This is a genomic window from Tsuneonella deserti, assembly GCF_014644315.1.
Classification (GTDB): Bacteria; Pseudomonadota; Alphaproteobacteria; order Sphingomonadales; family Sphingomonadaceae; genus Tsuneonella; species Tsuneonella deserti.
The window spans coordinates 1,431,725-1,451,907 of sequence record NZ_BMKL01000001.1 but is presented as its reverse complement, the minus strand read 5'-3'; the positions used below and the strand labels follow the sequence as shown (position 1 = coordinate 1,451,907).

Sequence of the window (20,183 nt, the reverse complement as noted above, 5' to 3'; positions counted from 1 at the left end):
TAGCCGCTCGCCGGCGCGAGTAAAGCCTCAGCCGCCGCTGCCGACCTGCACCTGCATGAACATCGGTGGGCTGGCCGGATTTGCTGCGAGGCCGACTGGCGATGCGCCCTGCGGCAAACTGGCGAGCGGCATACTTGCGGCGGCCAGCGCATAGGGGCTCACCCGGTGACGGGTGCACAGGCCGCCGGCGCCGTCGCTGACCAACGAAGTCTCGAACTCAACGGCGAACTGCGCTCCTTCCGACCGGGTGACCCGCGAAACAACCAGCTGTCCCTGACCGAGGTCGAGCACCATCGCCGTCCCGTCGGGAACGCCGACGAGACCCTCGATGAACGCACCGGTCTTGCTGAGATCGCGGATGACGGCGTCGTAGCGGTGGTCGCCGTGAATGATGCCGATCCTGCGGAACATCGAACGGCGGTCGGGCCGGTGCTTCTCGGGTCCACTGGGCTCGATCCTGAAAACCCCGGATTCGATGTGCTGCAGGATGGCGCTCTGCGGCATCGCCTTGGCGTAGATCCAGCCCTGAACGAGTTCCGCTCCGCGGGCCTTGACCACCTCGAGCTGGTCGAACGCCTCGACGCCTTCCACGGTGGTTTCCATCCCCAACGCTTTCGACAGGCCGATGATTGCGGTGATGATCTTCGCGCTGTTCTGGTCTGCCTGGGTGCACGAATCGACGAAGCTCTTGTCCACCTTGAGCTTGTCGAAGGGCGCGGACCTCAGATAGCTGAGAGAGGAATAGCCGGTGCCGAAGTCATCGAGCGCCAGGCGCACGCCGATTTTCTTGAGCGCCCGAAAGGTCTCGTCGGTCGCCTCGCTATCGCCCATGAACACGCTTTCCGTCAGCTCGAGCTCGAGCCGGTCCGGGTCCAGCCCGCTGGCCTGCAGGGCATCGGAGACGATGTCGACGAATCCATTGGCGGTGAACTGGCGGGCGGACACGTTGACCGCGACCCGCACCGTGTCGGGCCACTCCATCGCGTCCCGACAGGCGCGGTGTAGCGCCCAGTCGCCCAGTGGCCCGATTAGGCTGGAGTCCTCTGCGACCGGAATGAACAGTCCGGGACTGACCCAGCCGCGCTCCGCATGCTCCCAGCGCATCAGCGCTTCCATGCCGACCACCAGGTTGTCCTTTATGCGCACGACAGGCTGATAGTGCAGCTCGAGCTGTTCGGCGGCCAACGCTTCGCGCAGGTCATCAAGCAGAAGCTGTCGCTCCTGCTCCTCGTCCTTGAGGTCGGCCGAATAGAAACGGAACTGGCCCCGGCCGCCGTTCTTGGCCGAATAAAGTGCAAGGTCGGACGCGCGGACCAGTTCTTCGGTTTCGAGCCCGTCATAGGGGGCGATGGCGATGCCGACCGACGTGCCGATGATCGCGCGCTTGTCCTCGATCGGATAAGGCTGGGAGATGATCTGGATGACTTTTTCGGCCAGCTCGCCGAGCTTTCCGCGGTCGTCCACATCGGGAATGATGACCTGGAACTCGTCCCCGCCCAGACGACCGATTTCGCCGCGGTCCCCGATGATGCTTTTCAGCCGCTCCGCCACCTGTTGAAGAAGGTTGTCGCCGGCCTGGTGACCCATGGTGTCGTTGACCTGCTTGAACCGGTCGAGGTCGAGCATCATCAGGGCGCAAGTGCGCTTCGCGGCCTTGAATGCGGCCAGCATGCCGTCGAGCCGGCGGCTCATGCGATCACGGTTGTAAAGGCCGGTGAGAGAATCGAACTCTGCCATCCGCGAATCCGCGATCTTGCGCTGGTATTCGACCGAGATGTCGGTAGCCCATCCGCGGTAGCCATGAAACTTCCCGCGGGAGTCCGTTTTCGGCTGCCCCGACAGCGATAGCCATACCGGTCGTCCTGTATGCGCTTCCGGCAGCGCGCAACGGACGGTCACGTCCGAGACCCGGTTGTGCGCCTTGAGCTGGAACCCCAATGGCCTTGCCGATCGGTCATCCGGACCATCGGGATCTGTCTCGAATAGCTCGGCAACGGGCTTGCCCAACAGCGAGGCGAGTGGAACCCCGATCGCCTCCGCTGCGCCGCGGGATAGATAATTCAGGCAGCCACTGGCATCCGAGGCCCAAATCCACGCAAGCCCGGTCTGTTCGAAATCGTCGAGAATGGCATGACGCAGCCCATCGCTGGTGAGATCGTCACCCGCCCCGGCCGCGCTTTTCCAGAAATTTCGAACTGCCATTCTCGTCCACTGCGTCCGCGCTTCGCGGTTGGTCAACCGGCATGATTTCTACGCTTCGAATGGTTTACGGCAGCCTAAGACTGGCCCGCGGCTCATTATCCGCCGCTACCCGCGTGAAGCGCCTGATCCAACTTGGCGGCGATCTTGCGGCTGTGGCCAGGATGCGGATCTTCCGGGGCTTGAACGACCCCAGGTCCTAACTCACTTTCGAGGCCTCCCGGGCGATCAGGGCCAGCGACGTGCGGTTTTCGACGTCCATCTTCTGGTAGATCCCGTGGAGATAAACTTTAACCGTCCCCTCCGTCATACCGAGACGTTCGGCGATGTCGCGGTTGCGCAGCCCTTGGGCAACCAACTCGGCGATTTGCCGCTCGCGGGGGGCCAGCACGGCCAGAGGTTCGCGAGTACCTCCGCTCATCGCCAGGTCGAGCGCGCGCGTCAGCAGTTCCGCCGGGATCGCCCTGCCGCCACTCACTACTTCGTCCAGGCATTCGATCAGTGAATCCTCCGCGCCGTTCTTCAGCACGATGCCGTTAACTCCGGCTTTTACGGCCGTATAGAGCGCGCGGTCGGTCAATTCGGCTGTCAGGATTACGACGGGACGCTCGTCACCGCGTGAGCGCATCGCTTCCAGAACACCCACGCCATCGAGCTTGGGCATGCGGATGTCGAAGATGCAGATGTCCGGATCGCGACGCGCGACCGCCTCAAGCGCGGCTTCCCCGTCGCTCACCGTTTCGACGATGTCGTACCGCGAACCGCGAAGCACCGCCTCGACTCCGGCCCGCATGAAGGGGTGGTCGTCCGCAAGAAGTACCGAGATCACGCTTCGTCTCCCATCGGCAGCTGGATTTCCAGCTTTGTGCCTGCGCGTTCAGTATCCAGAGCAAGGAACCCGCCCTGACGCGAGACGCGCTCCCGGATCGATCGCGGCGCATCTCGTCCGGCCCCTGAGGGGAATCCTGTGCCATCATCGCTGATCGTCAGCCGGAGTTTATTATCCGCGCGCCGAAATGCGACTGTCATTTTTCGCGCTTCGCCGTGACGCACGGCGTTGGCGACCGCTTCGCGCAGGATGCTGGCGATCTCGTGGCGCAGCTCCGCCGGCCCAGCTAGAGGGTGCGGGCAGTCGAGCGCGATGGCCACGTTCCAGGCTCGCGACAGCTCATTCACTAATGGTAAGACGCTCGCGCTCAATTCCGCCGTATCGAGTTCGGGTTCACCGTAACGAAGCCGGTCGATCAACTCGCGCACCTGCTTTTGCTCTGCCCGGAGCGCCGCTTTGAGTTCAACGATTTCCGCGTCCGGATCGTTGCCGGCTCGGATCGAGGTTCGTAATCCTTCAAGCCGCAGTGCCGCACCGGCGAGCGATTGCGCGACGTTGTCGTGAAGGTCCCGAGCAAGGGCATAGCGGGTGCGGGCAAGGGCGCTTTCGTGGGAAAGAACGAGAGTCGCGTGGCGGTCGAGTGCCGCGCGAACCTCGCGCGCGACAAGCTGCCCGATCACTACATGATCGGCACCAACGCCATTGATCCCCACGAGCAGTATCTCGCCACGTCCGGCGCCGCCGCTGAAGGGAACTGCCAAGGCCTCGCCGACTCCAAGCAGATCGGCGAGGGGTTCGCTGACTCGCTTCCCGCTGGCCTCTGGCCGGCTGCCCGAGCTCGCTTTCAGGCTTCGCTGCCGGTCGGCGGAGAACAGCCTTACTTTCGCGCCGAACGCGCGGTCCTCCGATAGGTCGCCCGGAGCCAGGCGGCGGGCTGATGAGTGCAGTCCCGCGGTTCGAAGCTCTATCGAGGGCTCTTCGCCATTGCTCCATGCGATCGCGCCTGCCCGCGCCCCGGTCTGCTCGATTGCGTAATGAAGCGCGCCCTCGAGTGGTACCGGCAGGCTTTCGGCTGGCGCGGACGTCTCCGAAAACGCGCCGATTTGTTGCTCGCGCCGCTGCAATCCGAACCAGATAAGCAGTAGCGACAGCACGAACATATAGGCGACGCGCCGTCCGAAGCGCAGCAGATTGATGTCCAATTCGTTTGCTGTCAGGCCAAGCCCGACGACGAAGTAGAGCACAGTCACCACGACGCCAGTCGCCGCCGTCATTCGCCAGTCCCAGCGGATTGTTACCGCCAGCATCAAGAACGTGAAAAAGGCGAGGAATGGGCTGGTGAAATCGTCGTTCAGGCTTTCGGTGAAGAAGACGGCCCACAGGAAGGCGACGACGTCGATTCCCAGCACCGGCCAGGCGAGGCGATGGTCCCACCACCAGCTCCTCAGTGCGACGGCCAACAGTACCAGCGCCAGGGCCAGATAGCCGCCCAGCAGCCCGTATCCCAGAGCGCTCGCACGAGCCGGTTGAGCGGGATCAAACCAGAGGGCCGCGAAGAACAGGACGGCCATCAGCACTCGCCCGAGTGCTATCACCCTTCCGGAGCGGTTCTGGAGAAACTCGCCGATCACGGCGCGATTATGCCGAGATCATGCCTTCCGGGCAGTGTAATCAGGCAGCTTCTGCGAGTTGCAAGTCGAGGCGGTCCCAGATTTCCACCAACGCGTCTGTCAGCGTGCGCATCATCGTTTCGTCATGCGAAGGCCCCGGGGTGAAGCGAAGGCGCTCGGTCCCGCGCGGCACAGTCGGAAAATTGATTGGCTGAACGTAGATTCCGTATTCGGCGAGCAGGATGTCACTGATCTTCTTGGCGCGCACGGGGTCGCCGATCATCACTGGCACGATGTGGGTGACCGTATCCATGACCGGAATTCCCGCTTCGCTCAGCATCGTTTTCAAGCGCGCTGCAGCGGCCTGCTGCCCCTCACGCTCGACACTCGATTCCTTGAGGTGGCGCACAGCTGCGAGAACCCCGGCGGCCAGGACAGGCGAGAGCGAGGTGGTGAAGATAAAACCTGGAGCATACGAGCGGATGCAGTCCACGATCTTGCGATCCGCCGAGATGTAGCCGCCCATCACGCCGAAAGCCTTGCCAAGCGTTCCTTCGATGATGTCGATGCGGTGAGCCGCCGCGTCGCGCTCCGAAATACCGCCGCCCCGCTTCCCGTACATGCCAACCGCATGGACCTCGTCGATATAGGTCAGAGCGTTGTACTTTTCGGCGAGGTCGCAGATGGCATGGATCGGCGCGATGTCGCCGTCCATCGAATACACGCTTTCGAACGCGATCAGCTTGGGTACGTCGGGATGTTCGGCGGCCAGCAGTTCCTCGAGATGCTCGAGGTCATTGTGCCGGAACACGCGCTTCTCACACCCCGAGTTGCGGATGCCCGCGATCATGCTGGCGTGATTGAGTTCGTCCGAGAAGATCACGCAGCCAGGCAATAGTTTCGCCAGCGTCGACAATGTCGCGTCGTTCGAAACATAGCCGCTGGTGAACAGGAGCGCCGCTTCCTTCCCGTGCAGGTCGGCCAGCTCGGCTTCCAGTTCGATGTGGTAATGCGAATTGCCGCCGATATTGCGCGTGCCGCCCGAACCGGCGCCCACGTCATGCAACGCTTCTTCCATCGCGGCGATCACCTTGGGGTGCTGACCCATCGCGAGATAATCGTTCGAGCACCACACGGTAATGGGCTTGGGGCCGTTGTGCCCGGCAAAACAACGGGCGTTGGGAAAGGCGCCCTTGTTCCGCAGGATGTCGATGAAAACGCGGTAGCGGCCCTCTTCGTGGAGCCGGTCTATCGCCTGGTCGAAAATCTGGTCGTAGTTCACGCAGGCACTCGCGGTCGCGCCGGGTCCGTCCGGCAATCGCCCGTCACCTACTCTTCCGGTCCACAAAATGCCACTGTGTTCTTTCCGGAGTTGCCCTCCGCAAGAGCCGGATCACTCTGGGCAAATCAGTGGCTGTGCGTCGATGGTGTGCAGGAACTCGGAGCGCAGGCTATCGATGAAAAAGGCGATTTCGGCCCGGATCGCCTGCCACATCGCATGTTGCTCGGCCTTGTCTTCCGAAGCCTCGAGCAGGATGTCGATCACCGCGTCGATGAGCCCCATGTACCGACGCGGGCCGATATCGAGAGTATCGTTGTGATGCACGATCGTGGTCGCCTGGTCGATCCTGGCTGCCGAGGGCTCCTCCACCCAGCGGAGCAAGAGATAGATCGATTCTGAAACCATTCGCGCTTCGAGCCCGGCGACATCGCCGAGGCCGTGTCGCGCGAACGAGGCACGCGCATCGGGCTGCGCGGCATAATAGCGATCGAGAACTTCGGCGGTGATATCGCCGCGCTCCTGGGCCAACTCTTCGAGGCTTTCCCGCACCACCGCGACACGGTCACCCGCCGCTGGCATCAGATCTTCTCCACCCGTTCCAGCCCGAACGTCTTTAAGGCGGGCGCAAGTTCCGTAAACTCCCCGACCGGTCCCGTGGTCACCGCGAAATCTTCCCGGGTCCTCGTGAAAGCCTGGTCTTGCGTGAGATGGACGATGCGCCGGGCGATGCCCCCGGCTCCGTCAACGAAGCGTGTCCCTGGGCCCAGCGCCTCTGCCAGTTCGGCGATGAGCAGAGGAAAGTGCGTGCAGGCGAGGACCACGACATCGATGCTCTCACCGCCTGGCATCGCGCGCAATCCTTTCACCGTGTCAGCGATCGCGGTCTGGTCGACAGGCTGTCCTCGTAGCTTGGCCTCTGCCGCAGCCACGAGACCTGGTGCGGCAAACCTCAGGATGCGCTTGTCGCTGGCGAACTCTGCTTCGAGCCTGTCCACATACGCCTGGCGGATGGTCGCTTCGGTACCGAGCAAGCCGATGACGCCGGTCTTCGTGACCAGCGAGGCCGGCTTGATGGCGGGTACCGTACCGACGATAGGGATGTGGAGCACGTCGCGCACCATGCCGAGCGCGATAGTGCTGGCCGTGTTGCAGGCGATGGTCGCAAGGCGTGGCCGGTACCGCTCGGTCAACACGCCCAGCAAGCCAGCCACGCGCGCCGCAATTTCCGCTTCCGTCTTGCTGCCATAGGGAAGGCCCGCGCTGTCAGCAGCGTAGATGACGGGCGCTTCGGGCAAAGCCTTGCGCAGCTCGGCCAGCACGGTCAGGCCGCCGACGCCGGAATCGAACAGCAGGATCGGCGCCTCGGCCTTCGGCAAATCAGTCAGAACGCCCCCTAGTGCGCTTGTCGAAGCACCATGCTTTCATCTAGCGACGCGCTTAGAGCGTTGGCGGTCGGTTCGACAAGCGCGGCGCGAGGAGAGGGCGAAATGGACTGGCTGCTCGCAGCGATCACCGGATACCTGCTGGGCTCGATACCCTTTGGGCTGCTTCTCACCCGCGCCGCGGGCCTGGGAGACGTTCGCGAGATCGGGAGCGGAGCGACGGGTGCGACCAACGTGTTGCGCACCGGGAAAAAGGGCTTGGCAGCCGCGACACTGTTGCTTGATCTTGCCAAGGGCCTTGGCGCGGTGATCCTAGCCAAGTTTCTCTGGCCGCATGCCGAGGCGCTGGCGGCCGTCGCCGTCGTCATCGGGCACTGTTTTCCGGTCTGGATCGGGTTCAAGGGCGGCAAGGGAGTTGCGACCAATGCGGGCGTCGCATTTGGCCTCGCATGGCCGATCGGCCTTGCCTATGCGCTCGTCTGGCTCGGGGTGCTCGCTTTAGTGCGGATCAGCTCGGTCGCGGGAATGACAGCAGTGATCGCTGCGGTCATTGCCGCCGCTGCACTGGGATACGGCGAGTACCTTCCGCCTCTGGTCGCGATCGCAGCAATCGTGATCTGGCTGCACCGTTCCAATATCTCCCGCCTGATGCGCGGTGAGGAGCCCCGGGTCGGCAGTCCTAAATGAGCCTTTCGCAGGAGGAAGCTTTCGCGCGCATCCGGCTTCTGCGCTCGCCCAACATCGGCCCGGTCAGCTACCGGCAGTTGCTGCGGCGGTTCGGCACCGCCGAAGCTGCCATCAAGGCGTTGCCCGATCTCGCGCAGCGGGGCGGGGCACCGTATCGTGCCGCATCTCCCGAGGGGATTGCAGAGGAAATCTCGCAGGTGCGCCGGGCGAAGGCCAGATACCTGTTCCACGACCAGCCGGATTACCCCGCCTTGCTGGCGGAGCTGGACAGTGCGCCGCCGATACTCACGTGGCGCGGTGATCTCTCGCTCGCCAGCCGGCCCTGCGTCGCGATGGTTGGCGCTCGAAATGCCTCGGCCGCGGCAATCAAGCTTGCGAGAGACTTCGCTTCCGCGCTGTCGCAGGCGGGATTCACCGTCGTCTCCGGCCTTGCCCGCGGGATCGACGGCGCCGCCCATCGCGGCGCTCTGCCGGCGACCATCGGTGTAATCGCCAGCGGTATCGACGTGACTTACCCGCCCGAACACGCGGAGCTGCAGGAGGAAGTCGCCAGCCGCGGGCTGCTGATCGCCGAACAGATGCCGGGCACCGAGCCGCGTGGACGTCATTTTCCCAGCCGCAATCGCATCATCGCGGGGCCGGCGAGCGGCACACTTGTTGTCGAGGCGGCGCCAAAGTCGGGCTCGCTGATCACCGCTCGCCTCGCTGCCGAGGCAGGGCGGGAGGTCATGGCCATTCCCGGAAGCCCGCTCGACGGGCGCGCGACGGGGTGCAACCAGCTCATCCGCGACGGCGCGGTCCTCGTCCAGGCGCCGGAAGACGTGATCGAACTGCTGAGCGGATTCGACGGTACGCCGCGATCCACGTTCCGGGAAGCGGCGCCTGCCTACATTTTCGGTGATGACGAGCTTGCCGATGCCGAGCCTGCAGACGTCTCCGCACTCCTTACCACCGCTCCGGTCGCGGTGGACGAATTGATCCGCCAGTCCGGAGAGGCCGCCGCGGCCGTCCAGCTCGCCCTGCTGGAGCTGGAGATTGCCGGGCGTCTCGTTCGCCACGCCGGGGGACGGGTGAGCCTTGCCGCCTGACCTTCGTTTCGCCAATCGCGTGTATCGCCTCGCCGCGGTCTACGGCGTGGCCGTGCTGGTGCCCGCCTATCTCATTCCGCTGCCCGATCCTCACAAGCTGACCCAAATCGGCTTCGTTGGCCTGGCACTGGTGTTCCAGGGGCTGTTCTGGATCATCGCCGGAGATCCCATGCGCTATCAACGGCTCGTTCCCCTGACCATCTTCGAAAAGCTCTGCTTCGGGATTCCCGCGGTCGCGTTCTGGGCGCGCGGGCAGACCGATGCGATCACCGCGGCATTTGGCAGCATCGATCTTCTGCTGGCGGCGATGTTCGCGCTGGTCATGGTTCGCCTGCGTCGCATGCCCGCTTGACGCACGGAGGGACCAGGCACCACCCTCGCGCGTACGTATACGCGTAGGGACACACACCACTTTCATGCAACTCGTCATCGTAGAATCGCCGGCCAAGGCGAAAACCATCGAGAAATACCTCGGCAAGGACTACAAGGTCCTCGCCTCATATGGCCACGTGCGGGACCTGCCGCCGAAGGACGGCAGCGTCCGTCCGGACGAGGACTTCGCGATGGACTGGGAAGTCTATCGCGACAAGACGGGGCGGGTGAAGGACATCGCGGACCTCGCGAAAAAGGCCGATCGTCTGATCCTTGCGACCGACCCCGACCGGGAAGGGGAGGCGATCTCCTGGCACGTGCGGGACCTGCTTGCGAAGAAAAAGGCCCTGCCCAAGGACGTGGAGCGGGTCACGTTCAATGCGATCACCAAGACCGCGGTGACAGATGCGATGGCGAGGCCGCGCGAGCTGGACCAGGACCTGATCGACGCTTACCTGGCCCGCCGCGCGCTCGACTATCTATATGGTTTCACCCTCTCGCCAGTGCTTTGGCGGCGGTTGCCGGGCGCCAAGAGCGCGGGCCGGGTGCAATCGGTAGCGCTGCGGCTGATCGTCGAGCGCGAGCGGGAAATAGAGGCATTCGTCGCGCAGGAATACTGGTCGGTCGTCGCGCACCTGCTGCACGACGGCACCGCTTTCGAGGCGCGGCTGGTCACTTATGAAGGCAATAAGCTCGAGCGCCTTTCCATTGGAGACGAGGGGACCGCGGTGGCCGCGAAGAAGGCGGTCGAGGATGCGCGCTTTACGGTTGAGGGAGTGGATACCAGGCCGCTCAAGCGCAACCCTGCGCCCCCGTTCACCACTTCGACGCTCCAGCAGGAAGCCGCGCGCAAGCTCGGCTATTCGGCGAGCCATACGATGCGGTTGGCCCAGAACCTCTACGAAGCCGGCGCCATCACCTACATGCGGACCGACGGAGTCCAGATGGACGGCAGCGCCATCAGTGCCGCGCGCAAGGCCATCAGCGACCGCTTCTCCGGCCAATACCTTCCCGAAAAACCGCGCATCTACCAGACCAAGGCCAAGAACGCGCAGGAAGCGCACGAGGCGATCCGGCCGACCGATTTTACTCGCGACCGTGCCGGCCAGGGCGACGAGGCGCGTCTCTATGACCTCATTTTCAAGCGCGCGATGGCAAGCCAGATGGCGGCGGCCAGCCTCGAACGCACTACCGTCACTCTGCGCGATCCAACCGGGCGGCATGAGCTACGGGCCACCGGTCAGGTGGTGAAGTTCCCGGGCTTTCTGGCCGTGTACGAGGAAGGACGAGACCAAAAGGGAGAGGACGACGAGGAGGGGCTGCTGCCGCTGCTGCGCGACGGCGACACCCCTGCGAAGACAGGTGTCGAGGCCAACCAGCACTTCACCCAGCCGCCCCCGCGGTTTTCCGAAGCGAGCCTTGTCAAGCGACTGGAAGAGCTCGGGATCGGACGTCCATCCACCTACGCCTCGACCATTCAGACCATTCGCGATCGCCAGTACGTGCGGATGGAAAAGAACCGCTTCTTTGCCGAGGAGTCGGGCCGGCTGCTCACCGCTTTCCTCGAGCGCTTCTTCGAACGATATGTCGCATACGACTTCACTGCCGGGATGGAGGATGAACTCGACGAGGTGTCCGCCGGAAACGAGGAGTGGAAGAAGCTGCTTCGCCAATTCTGGATCGACTTCAAACCGAAGACCGACGAGGTGATGGAGAAGAAGCCCTCGGAAGTGACCGAAGTGCTCGACGAATACCTCTCCGACTACCTGTTCCCTCCCCGTGCCGACGGCCACGATCCGCGCGAATGCCAGGTATGCGTCGCCGAGGGACGGAGCGGTGGGCGTCTCGCCCTGCGCGGCGGCAAGTTCGGCGCGTTCATCGCCTGCTCGAACTATCCCGAGTGCAAGTACACCCGCCAGTTCGCGAGCACGGGCGGGGGAGCCGAGGGTGGAGAGGACGCTTCGATGGGCAAGGACCCGGAGACCGGCCTTGAAGTCGAACGCAAAAGCGGCCGGTTCGGTCCCTATGTCCAACTGGGCGAGGGGAAGGATGCGAAGCGCGCGTCGATTCCCAAGGATTTGCCTGATTTCGACCTCGAGTGGGCCCTGAAGCTCCTGAGCCTCCCCCGAGTCATCGGAAATCATCCGGAAACCGGCCTCGAAATCGAAGCGAATATCGGACGTTACGGACCCTACCTCCGGCACGATGGGAAATATGGAAAGCTCTCGAACACGCGGGAAGTGTTCGAGGTCGGGATGAACCGGGCAGTCGATATCCTCGCTCAAGCCGGCCAGCGTGGCGGCGCGGGGGGGGCGAAGGCAGAGCCGATCAAGACCTTCGCCGCGCATCCCACCAGCGGCGGGGAGATGAAGGTCATGGCCGGGCGCTATGGCCCTTATGTCACCGACGGGACGACCAACGCGACTCTTCCCCGGGACATGAGGCCGGAAGACTTGTCCGAAGCGCAGGCGATCGAACTCATCGACGCTCGCGCTGCCAAGGGGCCGCCAAAGAAGAAGGGCAGGAAGGCACCCGCCAGGAAAGCCGCTCCGAAGAAGGCAGCAGCGAAGAAGACGCCCGCCAAGAAGACGACCGTGAAGAAGGCTGCCGCGAAAGCGGAGGCCGACTGATGGCGAAGGAGCACTTCGAGCGGCATAAGCAACCGTGGAAGGCCGAGGAAGCCGGCATGCTCCGGACGCTGGCGGGCAAGGGCAAGGGTCTCAAGGAAATAGCCAAGGCCATCAACCGCAGCGAGGAATCCACCAAGGATTTCGCCAAGAAGAACGGCATCGAAATCGCCAAGAAGCGCTAGTGACCAGGGGCGCCGTTTCCCGGGCAGGGACGCGGCGCCTGAATACCGGGGCGCGCCTTGGATTGCGCACTAGCGCAAGTCCGCCGAAACCAGAACGCGCACTTGGCAGAACTGGTCAGCGCCCGAAGTCGAGCCCTATTTCCTCGTAAATTTCGCGGTTTTCGGCCCAGTTCTCCTCCACTTTTACGTGGAGGAAAAGATGGACCTTGCGCCCAAGCAGTTCAGACAGTTCCGCGCGAGCGGCTTCACCAATCGCCTTGATCTTGCTTCCGCCCTTTCCGAGAACGATCGGGCGCTGCGTTTCGCGCCCCACCACGATCTGCTGGTGGATCTCGACACTGCCGTCCTTGCGCTCCACGTATTTCTCGGGCCGCACGGCGCTATCGTAGGGCAGTTCCTCATGAAGCTGGCGATAGAGTTGCTCGCGGGTGATTTCCGCGGCCAGCAGGCGTTCGCTGGCGTCCGAGACCTGATCCTCGGGATAGACCCACTCCCCCTGCGGCATCATTCCGGCGAGCGAGGTCTTCAACTCGCGAATTCCATCCCCGGTCAGCGCCGACACGAAGAAGATCTCGGCGAAGTCTGCCTTCTCCCCAAATTCCTGGGCGAGCGCGAGCAGTGGCTCTTTCTTCGCGACGTCGACCTTGTTGAGCACAAGGATCTTGCGCTCCGGCCGCTTGTCGAGCGCTTCGATGAGAGGCTCGAGCTCGTGCCGCCGCTGCTTGACGGGATCGACAACAAGAAGGATCGCATCGGCGGCTTCGGCACCCTCCCACGCAGCGCTCACCATGGCCCGGTCCAGCTTGCGCTTCGGGGTGAAAATGCCGGGAGTGTCGACCAACACCATCTGCGCGGGGCCCTCAAGCGCAATTCCCAGCAGGCGCGCGCGGGTGGTCTGCGCCTTGGCGGAAACGATGGCCACCTTTTGCCCGACGAGCGCGTTGACCAGGGTGGACTTACCCGCATTAGGGGCGCCGATGACCGCGACGAAGCCGCAGCGTGTTTCCGCTTCCTCGGTCATCCGAACTTCTCCATGAATAGCTTGGCAGCGGCGGTTTCCGCCTGTTGCTTGCTGGCTGCGGTCGCCTCGACCTCGCCCACGTTATGCACCATGACCCGGACAGTGAACCGAGCGGCATGGTCCGGGCCGGACCGTTCCACGATCGAATATTCGGGAGGCTTGCGGCGACTCCCGGCAGCCCACTCCTGCAAGGCCGACTTGGGGTGCTTGGAGCGCCCTCGGCGACCTTCCATCGCTTCGCGCCAGAGCAGTCGGATCAGATCCCGCGTGGGATCGAACCCTGCGTCGAGAAAGTTTGCGCCCAGCAAAGCTTCCATGACGTCGCCCAGCACATTGTCGCTGTCGTGGGCCCCGTCATCTCGGGCCTGTTTGCCGAGGCGGGCGTGCTCCGGCACCCCGATGTCGCGCGCAATGCACGCACAAGCATCGCGGCTCACGAGGGCGTTGAGCCGCTGGGCGAGCTGACCTTCGGCGGCGTCGGAGCGCTCGAACAACCAGTGCGATATGGCAAGGCCTAGAACGCGATCGCCAAGCCATTCCAGCCGCTCGTAGTTTTCTGTTTCCCCGGTGCTGCCATGGGTCAGCGCGGCGCGCCACCTCGCCTCGTTGCGAACCGTGAAGCCGGTTCGCGCCAGCCATTCCCGGGTTTTTCCGTCCAGTTCACTCATATGCCGTGTCCAAACCGGCTCCACCGCGCGGAAGAAAACCAAGTCCACGGCTTGATCCAATCTGCCGATCCGTCGGTCGACCACACGATGACGCTTGCCCGCGCTACCAGTAAGTCGGCCGGCACCGCTCCGACCCCGCCGCCCGCGCTTGCCGGGAAGCGGCTATCGAGGGAGTTGTCCCGGTTGTCGCCCATCACGAAGACACTGCCGTCCGGTACCAGAAAGGGGCCGAAATTGTCCTGCGGGGTCGGACCGAAATCGAGCGTGTCGAACGATATTCCGGCCGGAAGCGTTTCGCGATAGCGCATGTAATCGCAAGCATGGGCGCCAGCGGCGAGTACCGGGCGTCCGCCGGTCACGCAGGCGGTGTTTGCGGAAGTCGGCAACAGGAATTCGCTGATGCGTTCGCGTTTCACCGGAACACCGTTGAGGATCACCTGCCCACCTTTGACCTCGACCGTATCGCCGGGCAGGCCGATGACCCGTTTTATGTAGTCGACGTGATCGACCGGATGTTTGAACACCACGACGTCGCCGCGTTCCGGCAGGGCACCCAGGACCTGGCCGGGGATGAGCGGCAGATTGAACGGAAGCGACCAGCGCGAATAACCATACGGCCACTTGGCCGCGATGAAGTAGTCGCCGTTCCACAAGCGAGGCAGCATCGACTCGCTAGGGATCGAATAGAAGGAGAAGACGAAGGCGCGGAACAGGAACACCGCAAGCGCGAGCTTGACGACAAACCACGTGAAGGACCCGAGCGTTTCCTTCGGCTCTTCGTTTTCGCCAGCTCCAGGTGACGCGGGCGTGCTGCTCACGGTGTCACCGGGTAATCGCCGCTGGAGGGGGCCGGGTCAACGTAGGTTGGAAACGGGCCGCGGGCGCTTGCAAACATTGCGGCAGTCCCTAGTCGGGTGTCTGCCCCATGGGAAAGGATTTTATGCGTGAGTGAAGCAGCGGGAGCGGCGTGGCAAAAAATCGAGGGATGCCCGCGGCAGACCCTGGGCGCGCTGTTCGATGCCGATCCAGCACGGGTCGAGAAGTTCTCGGGACGCCTCGAATGGGAAGGCGGCGGGGCACTGTTCGACTGGTCGAAGACGCATCTCGACGATGCGCTTCTTTCGGCCTTCGAAGCTCTCGCGGAGGCGAGCGAATTTACCCGCAAGCGAGATGCGTTGTTTGCCGGAGAGCGCGTCAACGTGACCGAAGACCGGGCGGCCGATCATGCTGCCCAGCGCGGAACGGGGTCCGAGGCGGCGGTCGAGGAAGCGGAAGCGCTTCACCAGCGGATGCACATCCTGGTGGATGCCATCCATCGCGGCGCGCTCGGCGAAGTCCGCCATCTCATCCACATCGGCATCGGCGGATCCGCGCTGGGCCCGAAGCTTGCCATCGATGCGCTGGCCCGGGAAGACGCGCTGGTCGACGTCCATGTCGTCTCCAACATCGACGGCCTCGCGCTCGAAGCGGCTTTTGCAAAATGCGATCCGGCGACCACCTTGATCGCGGTGGCCTCAAAGACCTTCACAACCATCGAGACGATGACGAACGCCCGGAGCGCGCTCGAATGGCTGGAGCGCAGCGGGATCGCCGATCCTTATGGCAAGGTGGTGGCGCTCACCGCCGCTCCGCAAAAAGCAGTCGATTGGGGCATCGACGAGACGCGGGTATTACCCTTTCCCGAGACAGTCGGCGGACGGTACTCCCTCTGGTCCAGCATCGGCTTTCCGATTGCACTTGCCGTCGGGTGGTCGGAATTTGACGCGGTGCTCGCGGGGGCTCGCGCGATCGACGAGCACTTCCGGCAAACGGAGGGGAGGGCGAACCTGCCGCTGCGGGCCGCGTTTGCGGACCGCTATTACGCGGCGGTCCGGAACTGCCAGACCCGCGCAGTCTTCGCTTATGACGAACGGCTCGCGTTGTTTCCGGCGTATCTCCAGCAACTCGAAATGGAATCCAACGGCAAGCGCGTGACCACTGACGGGGTCCCGGTCCAGCGTATCACCGCGCCGATTACCTGGGGGGGAGTGGGCACCGACGCGCAGCACGCGGTATTCCAGTTGCTTCACCAGGGTACCATCGAGGTGCCGGTCGATTTCATCGCCAGCATCGCCCCCGGGGATGTACTCGACCCCGCGCACCATCGAATATTGCTGATGAATTGCTTCGCTCAGGGTGCGGCGCTGATGGCGGGCCAGAAGGGGGAAGAGCCAGCGCGCGATTATCCTGGCGATCGTCCCAGTGCCACCATCCTCGTTGACGATGTGGACCCGGCCACGGTCGGGGCTCTCATCGCGTTCCACGAGCATCGTACTTTTGCAAATGCGGTGTTGATGGGAATCAATCCCTTCGACCAGTTCGGCGTGGAGTTAGGCAAGGCGATCGCCAACCGGATCGATTCCGGAAGCGGAAAATTCGATGCCAGCACTTGCTCGCTTATCGAGGCGGCCGAGTTGTCCTGACACACGATTTCGTTCGCGCAATCTTTCCGGAACAATCGACTAAATGAACCGTTTGAGCGCCGATTAGCCATAGGGGGGGCTATCGCGCTGAGCGGATGGCGGAATTGAATTTGACCAATAATCGAGCCGATCTGCTTCTTCAGAGCGTCAGCGATTTTGCGATCTACATGCTCGATCAGCAAGGGATCGTCAGCAGCTGGAATACGGGTGCTGAGCGGCTTAAGGGCTATCGTGCCGACGAGATCATCGGCCAGCACTTCTCCGTCTTCTACAGCGATGAAGATCGTGTCGCAGGGTTGCCCGAGCGGGCGCTTGGACGGGCGCTTGCCGAGGGCATTTCCGAGGCCGAGGGCTGGCGCGTGCGCAAGGATGGCACTCGCTTCTGGGCCAACGTCGTCGTGGAGCCCATCCGGGACGAATCAGGACACCACCTGGGCTTCGCCAAGATTACCCGAGACCTGTCGCAGCGACGGGAAGCGGAACAAGCGCTCCGTGAAAGCGAGGAACGGTTCCGGCTGCTCGTGCAGCAGGTGACCGACTACGCCATCTACATGCTCGATCCGAGCGGCAACGTGTCGAGCTGGAACGCAGGCGCCGAGCGATTCAAGGGCTACTCGGCCCAAGAAATCATCGGGCAGCATTTCTCGCGCTTTTATCCGGAAGAAGATCAAGAGGCGGGCGTCCCCCAGCGAGCCCTGGAAACCGCGCGAACGGAAGGCCGGTTTGAAGCCGAAGATTGGCGGGTCCGCAAGGACGGACGGCGGTTCTGGGCGCACGTGGTCATCGATCCGATCCGTGACGAAGCGGGCGCGCTGATCGGCTTCACGAAGATCACGCGTGACCTGACCGATCGGAAGAATGCCCAGGAAGCTCTTGTCAGATCGCAGGAACAATTCTTTCAGTCCCAGAAGATGGAGGCGATCGGCCAGCTCACAGGTGGCGTGGCGCACGATTTCAATAACATTCTGGCGGCCGTTTGCGGCAGCATCGAGATTGCGCTCCGCAGGCTTCGAAAGGGCGATGACGCGGTGCCGTTCCTGAACAACGCGATGCAAGGCGCGCGGAGGGGGGCGACGCTTACCAGTCGACTCCTGTCGTTTGCGCGGAAGCAGGAGCTCGAGATAGCGCCGGTCGACCTGCCGGGCAGCGTGCGCGAGACGGTCGAGCTGCTCAGTTCGACCATTGGTCCCAATATCGCCCTGGAAATGTGCTTCGCGCGGCGGGTCCCGCCAGTCATGGCCGATCGCGCGCAGTTCGAGCTCGCGCTCACGAATCTCATCGTCAATGCCCGCGATGCGATGCCGGCGGGGGGCAGCATCCAGCTGGAGATCGGTTGCCCGGAGATGGAAGACGACGGGCAACAATATGTCCGGGTCCAGGTCATCGATCACGGGGAGGGCATGGACGCCGATACGATTGCCCGTGCGACAGAACCATTCTTCACCACCAAGGGTGTTGGGAAGGGAACGGGCCTTGGCCTTTCGATGGTCCAGGGAATGGCGGAGCAGTGCGGTGGACGGCTGGTCATCGAGAGCACGCCCGGTGAGGGCACGACCGCATCGATCTGGCTCCTCACGGCGCAGTCGCCCGCGTTGGCCCAGCCCGAGGAGGACACACCAGAAACCGAAGGCGCTTCTCCGCTGCGGGTACTGGCCGTGGACGACGATGCGATCGTGCTTCTCAATACCGTCACCATGCTCGAGGACATGGGGCACGAGGTGACGGAGAGGTATTCCGGCGCCGACGCACTCGCTGCATTGCGCGAGCGGCAGTTTGATCTCTTGCTCTCCGACTTCGCGATGCCCGGGATGAACGGCGCCGACCTCATCCGCGAAGCGAAGATAGTCCAGCCTGCGATCCGCTCCGCGATAATCACCGGATACGCGGATCTGCCGGAGGGTACTGCGCTGGAGGTGCCGCGGCTCGCAAAGCCGTTCTCCGAGCGCGAGTTGGGCGACCTCATCGGACGGATGGTGGCGAGTGGCTGACGCGATTTCGCGGGCCGGAGCTTGACTTTTCGCGGCTGACAGACCATTTGCCGGCGCATCGAAGCGCCTTGCAGCGTGAACAGGCGGGCTGGGCTGCCATCGAAGTGTCACTTCGATCGTGCTCAAACTGCCCCGGCCGCGCTTCGGTTCATTATCCAGACTTCCCAATTCACGCGGGTCGTTAACGGGGTCCGTTCCGGGCTCCACCACCCGCTGCACGCGCGGAATCCGCTCCCGGATTCCCACGGCGCGCTGCCGCTTACGCGAAGAAGAATACGAACATGTCATTCGAAAATCTCGGGCTGTCGCAGCCCGTCCTCCAGGCGCTGGAGCAGAAGAACTACACCGTCGCCACGCCGATCCAGACCCAGGCGATCCCGCTCGTGCTGGAAGGGCGCGACTTGCTCGGTATCGCCCAGACCGGAACCGGGAAGACCGCAGCGTTCATGCTGCCCAGCATCGATCGCCTGCGCGAGGCCAGACGGCAAACCCCGTTCAAGTCGGCGCGCATGCTCGTGCTCGCTCCTACGCGTGAACTGGCCGGCCAGATCGCCAAGAGTGCCGAGGACTACGGTGGCTTCACCGGCCTAAAGGTCGACGTGATCGTCGGTGGCACATCCGTGGGCAAGGATCGCAACAAGCTTCATCGGGGCACCGATATCCTGGTCGCCACCCCCGGACGGCTGCTCGATCTGGTCGACCAGAAGGCGGTTCGTCTCGACGGCGTGGAGATTCTCGTCCTCGACGAGGCCGACCAGATGCTTGATCTCGGATTCATTCACGCGCTGCGCAAGCTTGTCGCGTTGATGCCGAAAGAGCGCCAGACATTGCTGTTCAGCGCCACGATGCCGGGTTCGATCAAGGACTTGTCGAAGCAGTACCTCAGCAATCCGGCGCACGTCTCGGTTGCGCCTGCGGCGACCACGGCGGAGCGCGTCGATCAGTACGTCACCCTTGTCAGCCAGAGCGAAAAGCAGGCGCTTCTCGAGTTGATGCTGCAGAAACGATATCCCAAGACCGAAGATATGGACCGGGTGCTGGTGTTCACCCGCACGAAGCACGGTGCCGATCGTGTGGTGAAAAAGCTGGCGCAGGCCGGCATCCAGGCCGACGCAATTCATGGCAACAAGAGCCAGCCGCAGCGCGAGCGCGCATTGGCGAACTTCAAGTCCGGCCGGGTCAAGGTGCTGGTGGCGACCGACATCGCCGCGCGCGGGATCGACGTTTCGGGTGTGAGCCACGTGATCAACTACGAGCTGCCCAATGTGCCCGAGCAGTACGTCCACCGGATCGGCCGTACCGCCCGCGCCGGTGCCGACGGCATTGCGCTGACGTTATGTGCCGAGGATGAGCGGGCCTACCTGCGCGACATCCAGAAGCTGACGGGCGTCACTTGCGAACGCCTGCCGCTGCCCGACAACTTCCGCGCCTTCATCGAGGACGCGCCGATCGTGCGTCCCAAGGGCAATCCCGGCCAGCAGCAGCGCAGCGCACCGAAGAAGGTCTACGCCAAGCCGCTCGGCGATCGCCGCAACGATCGCGGTCCGCGGCAGGGACAGCACGGCGGCGAACGTCAGGGGGAGAAGGCAGGACAGTCCGGCGGGACCAACCGCCAGAGGCGCTTCCGTGGCAAGGGCCAGAGTGGCGGTGGCCGGATCGGAGGCGGTCGCAACAGTGGCGGTGGGCAGGGCGGCAGCGGACCGCGCCACGCCCGCGGCTAATCGCGCGGTTCGTTATCCAGCATCTTCGAATCCGGAGGGGCGCGACAGGTCTTGTTCAGGTA

General features: G+C 63.6%; 17 protein-coding genes. 8 read left to right on the top strand and 9 right to left on the bottom strand.

What is annotated here, in order from left to right; genetic code table 11:
- Nucleotides 1-27: 27 nt before the first annotated feature.
- The 6 genes from IEW58_RS06870 to murI form a co-directional block, all read right to left on the bottom strand.
- Entirely contained in the window at nt 28-2,202 is a 2,175-nt protein-coding gene (locus IEW58_RS06870; RefSeq protein ID WP_188644450.1) for a putative bifunctional diguanylate cyclase/phosphodiesterase, read from the bottom strand.
- A gap of 196 nt (nt 2,203-2,398) precedes the next feature.
- Nucleotides 2,399-3,028 carry a response regulator gene (locus IEW58_RS06865; RefSeq protein WP_188644449.1) on the bottom strand — a complete coding sequence of 210 codons (630 nt, stop codon included), beginning with the start codon at nt 3,026-3,028 and terminating at the stop codon, nt 2,399-2,401.
- Nucleotides 3,025-4,659, bottom strand: coding sequence for a sensor histidine kinase (locus tag IEW58_RS06860; RefSeq protein ID WP_188644448.1), 1,635 nt, complete (start codon nt 4,657-4,659; stop codon nt 3,025-3,027). Before IEW58_RS06860 ends, IEW58_RS06865 begins: the two co-directional genes overlap by 4 nt.
- Nucleotides 4,660-4,699: 40 nt before the next feature.
- Nucleotides 4,700-5,920, bottom strand: coding sequence for a 5-aminolevulinate synthase (hemA, locus tag IEW58_RS06855; RefSeq protein ID WP_188644447.1), 1,221 nt, complete (start codon nt 5,918-5,920; stop codon nt 4,700-4,702).
- A gap of 111 nt (nt 5,921-6,031) precedes the next feature.
- Nucleotides 6,032-6,499, bottom strand: coding sequence for a hypothetical protein (locus IEW58_RS06850; RefSeq protein ID WP_188644446.1), 468 nt, complete (start codon nt 6,497-6,499; stop codon nt 6,032-6,034).
- Nucleotides 6,499-7,296, bottom strand: a complete 798-nt coding sequence (gene murI, locus IEW58_RS06845; protein WP_229658479.1) for a glutamate racemase — start codon at nt 7,294-7,296, stop codon at nt 6,499-6,501. The genes IEW58_RS06850 and murI overlap by 1 nt, the downstream gene beginning before the upstream one ends.
- 111 nt (nt 7,297-7,407) lie before the next feature.
- On the opposite strand from murI, the gene plsY reads away from it, so the two are divergent.
- From plsY to IEW58_RS06820, 5 genes are all read left to right on the top strand, one after another.
- Nucleotides 7,408-7,989, top strand: coding sequence for a glycerol-3-phosphate 1-O-acyltransferase PlsY (gene plsY, locus IEW58_RS06840; RefSeq protein WP_188644445.1), 582 nt, complete (start codon nt 7,408-7,410; stop codon nt 7,987-7,989).
- Nucleotides 7,986-9,077: a DNA-processing protein DprA gene (gene dprA / locus IEW58_RS06835; RefSeq protein ID WP_188644444.1), complete on the top strand. Its 1,092-nt coding sequence runs from the start codon at nt 7,986-7,988 to the stop codon at nt 9,075-9,077. The genes plsY and dprA overlap by 4 nt, the downstream gene beginning before the upstream one ends.
- A gap of 19 nt (nt 9,078-9,096) precedes the next feature.
- Nucleotides 9,097-9,429 carry a hypothetical protein gene (locus IEW58_RS06830; RefSeq protein ID WP_188644443.1) on the top strand — a complete coding sequence of 111 codons (333 nt, stop codon included), beginning with the start codon at nt 9,097-9,099 and terminating at the stop codon, nt 9,427-9,429.
- A gap of 64 nt (nt 9,430-9,493) precedes the next feature.
- Nucleotides 9,494-12,079, top strand: a complete 2,586-nt coding sequence (gene topA / locus IEW58_RS06825; protein ID WP_188644442.1) for a type I DNA topoisomerase — start codon at nt 9,494-9,496, stop codon at nt 12,077-12,079.
- The gene (locus IEW58_RS06820) at nt 12,079-12,261 is read left to right on the top strand and encodes a hypothetical protein (RefSeq protein ID WP_188644441.1); all 183 of its coding nucleotides are present in this window, start codon (nt 12,079-12,081) and stop codon (nt 12,259-12,261) included. The genes topA and IEW58_RS06820 overlap by 1 nt, the downstream gene beginning before the upstream one ends.
- Nucleotides 12,262-12,376: 115 nt before the next feature.
- On the opposite strand, the gene era is transcribed toward IEW58_RS06820, so the two are convergent.
- Genes era through lepB form a run of 3 tightly spaced genes read right to left on the bottom strand, consistent with a single transcriptional unit; the run spans nt 12,377 to nt 14,768 of the window.
- Complete coding sequence (era, locus tag IEW58_RS06815) at nt 12,377-13,282, bottom strand: GTPase Era (protein ID WP_188644440.1); 906 nt, start codon at nt 13,280-13,282, stop codon at nt 12,377-12,379.
- Entirely contained in the window at nt 13,279-13,950 is a 672-nt protein-coding gene (rnc, locus tag IEW58_RS06810) for a ribonuclease III (RefSeq protein ID WP_188644439.1), read from the bottom strand. The genes era and rnc overlap by 4 nt, the downstream gene beginning before the upstream one ends.
- Nucleotides 13,947-14,768, bottom strand: a complete 822-nt coding sequence (gene lepB / locus IEW58_RS06805) for a signal peptidase I (RefSeq protein ID WP_188644438.1) — start codon at nt 14,766-14,768, stop codon at nt 13,947-13,949. The genes rnc and lepB overlap by 4 nt, the downstream gene beginning before the upstream one ends.
- A 126-nt stretch (nt 14,769-14,894) precedes the next feature.
- On the opposite strand from lepB, the gene pgi reads away from it, so the two are divergent.
- The 3 genes from pgi (at nt 14,895) to IEW58_RS06790 (ending at nt 20,121) form a co-directional block, all read left to right on the top strand.
- Nucleotides 14,895-16,412: a glucose-6-phosphate isomerase gene (pgi, locus tag IEW58_RS06800; RefSeq protein ID WP_188644437.1), complete on the top strand. Its 1,518-nt coding sequence runs from the start codon at nt 14,895-14,897 to the stop codon at nt 16,410-16,412.
- A gap of 110 nt (nt 16,413-16,522) precedes the next feature.
- A complete protein-coding gene (locus IEW58_RS06795) occupies nt 16,523-18,400 on the top strand; it encodes a hybrid sensor histidine kinase/response regulator (protein WP_229658478.1) in 1,878 nt (625 codons plus the stop codon).
- A 281-nt stretch (nt 18,401-18,681) separates the two neighbouring features.
- Nucleotides 18,682-20,121, top strand: a complete 1,440-nt coding sequence (locus tag IEW58_RS06790; protein WP_188644435.1) for a DEAD/DEAH box helicase — start codon at nt 18,682-18,684, stop codon at nt 20,119-20,121.
- Nucleotides 20,122-20,183: the final 62 nt, after the last annotated feature.

Coding starts and splice junctions, on each gene's coding strand:
- IEW58_RS06790 (WP_188644435.1), top strand. CDS start 18,682: ATGTCATTCGAAAATCTCGGGCTGTCGCAGCCCGTCCTCCAGGCGCTG.
- rnc (WP_188644439.1), bottom strand. CDS start 13,950: ATGAGTGAACTGGACGGAAAAACCCGGGAATGGCTGGCGCGAACCGGC.
- dprA (WP_188644444.1), top strand. CDS start 7,986: ATGAGCCTTTCGCAGGAGGAAGCTTTCGCGCGCATCCGGCTTCTGCGC.
- era (WP_188644440.1), bottom strand. CDS start 13,282: ATGACCGAGGAAGCGGAAACACGCTGCGGCTTCGTCGCGGTCATCGGC.
- IEW58_RS06870 (WP_188644450.1), bottom strand. CDS start 2,202: ATGGCAGTTCGAAATTTCTGGAAAAGCGCGGCCGGGGCGGGTGACGAT.
- topA (WP_188644442.1), top strand. CDS start 9,494: ATGCAACTCGTCATCGTAGAATCGCCGGCCAAGGCGAAAACCATCGAG.
- IEW58_RS06850 (WP_188644446.1), bottom strand. CDS start 6,499: ATGCCAGCGGCGGGTGACCGTGTCGCGGTGGTGCGGGAAAGCCTCGAA.
- plsY (WP_188644445.1), top strand. CDS start 7,408: ATGGACTGGCTGCTCGCAGCGATCACCGGATACCTGCTGGGCTCGATA.
- IEW58_RS06820 (WP_188644441.1), top strand. CDS start 12,079: ATGGCGAAGGAGCACTTCGAGCGGCATAAGCAACCGTGGAAGGCCGAG.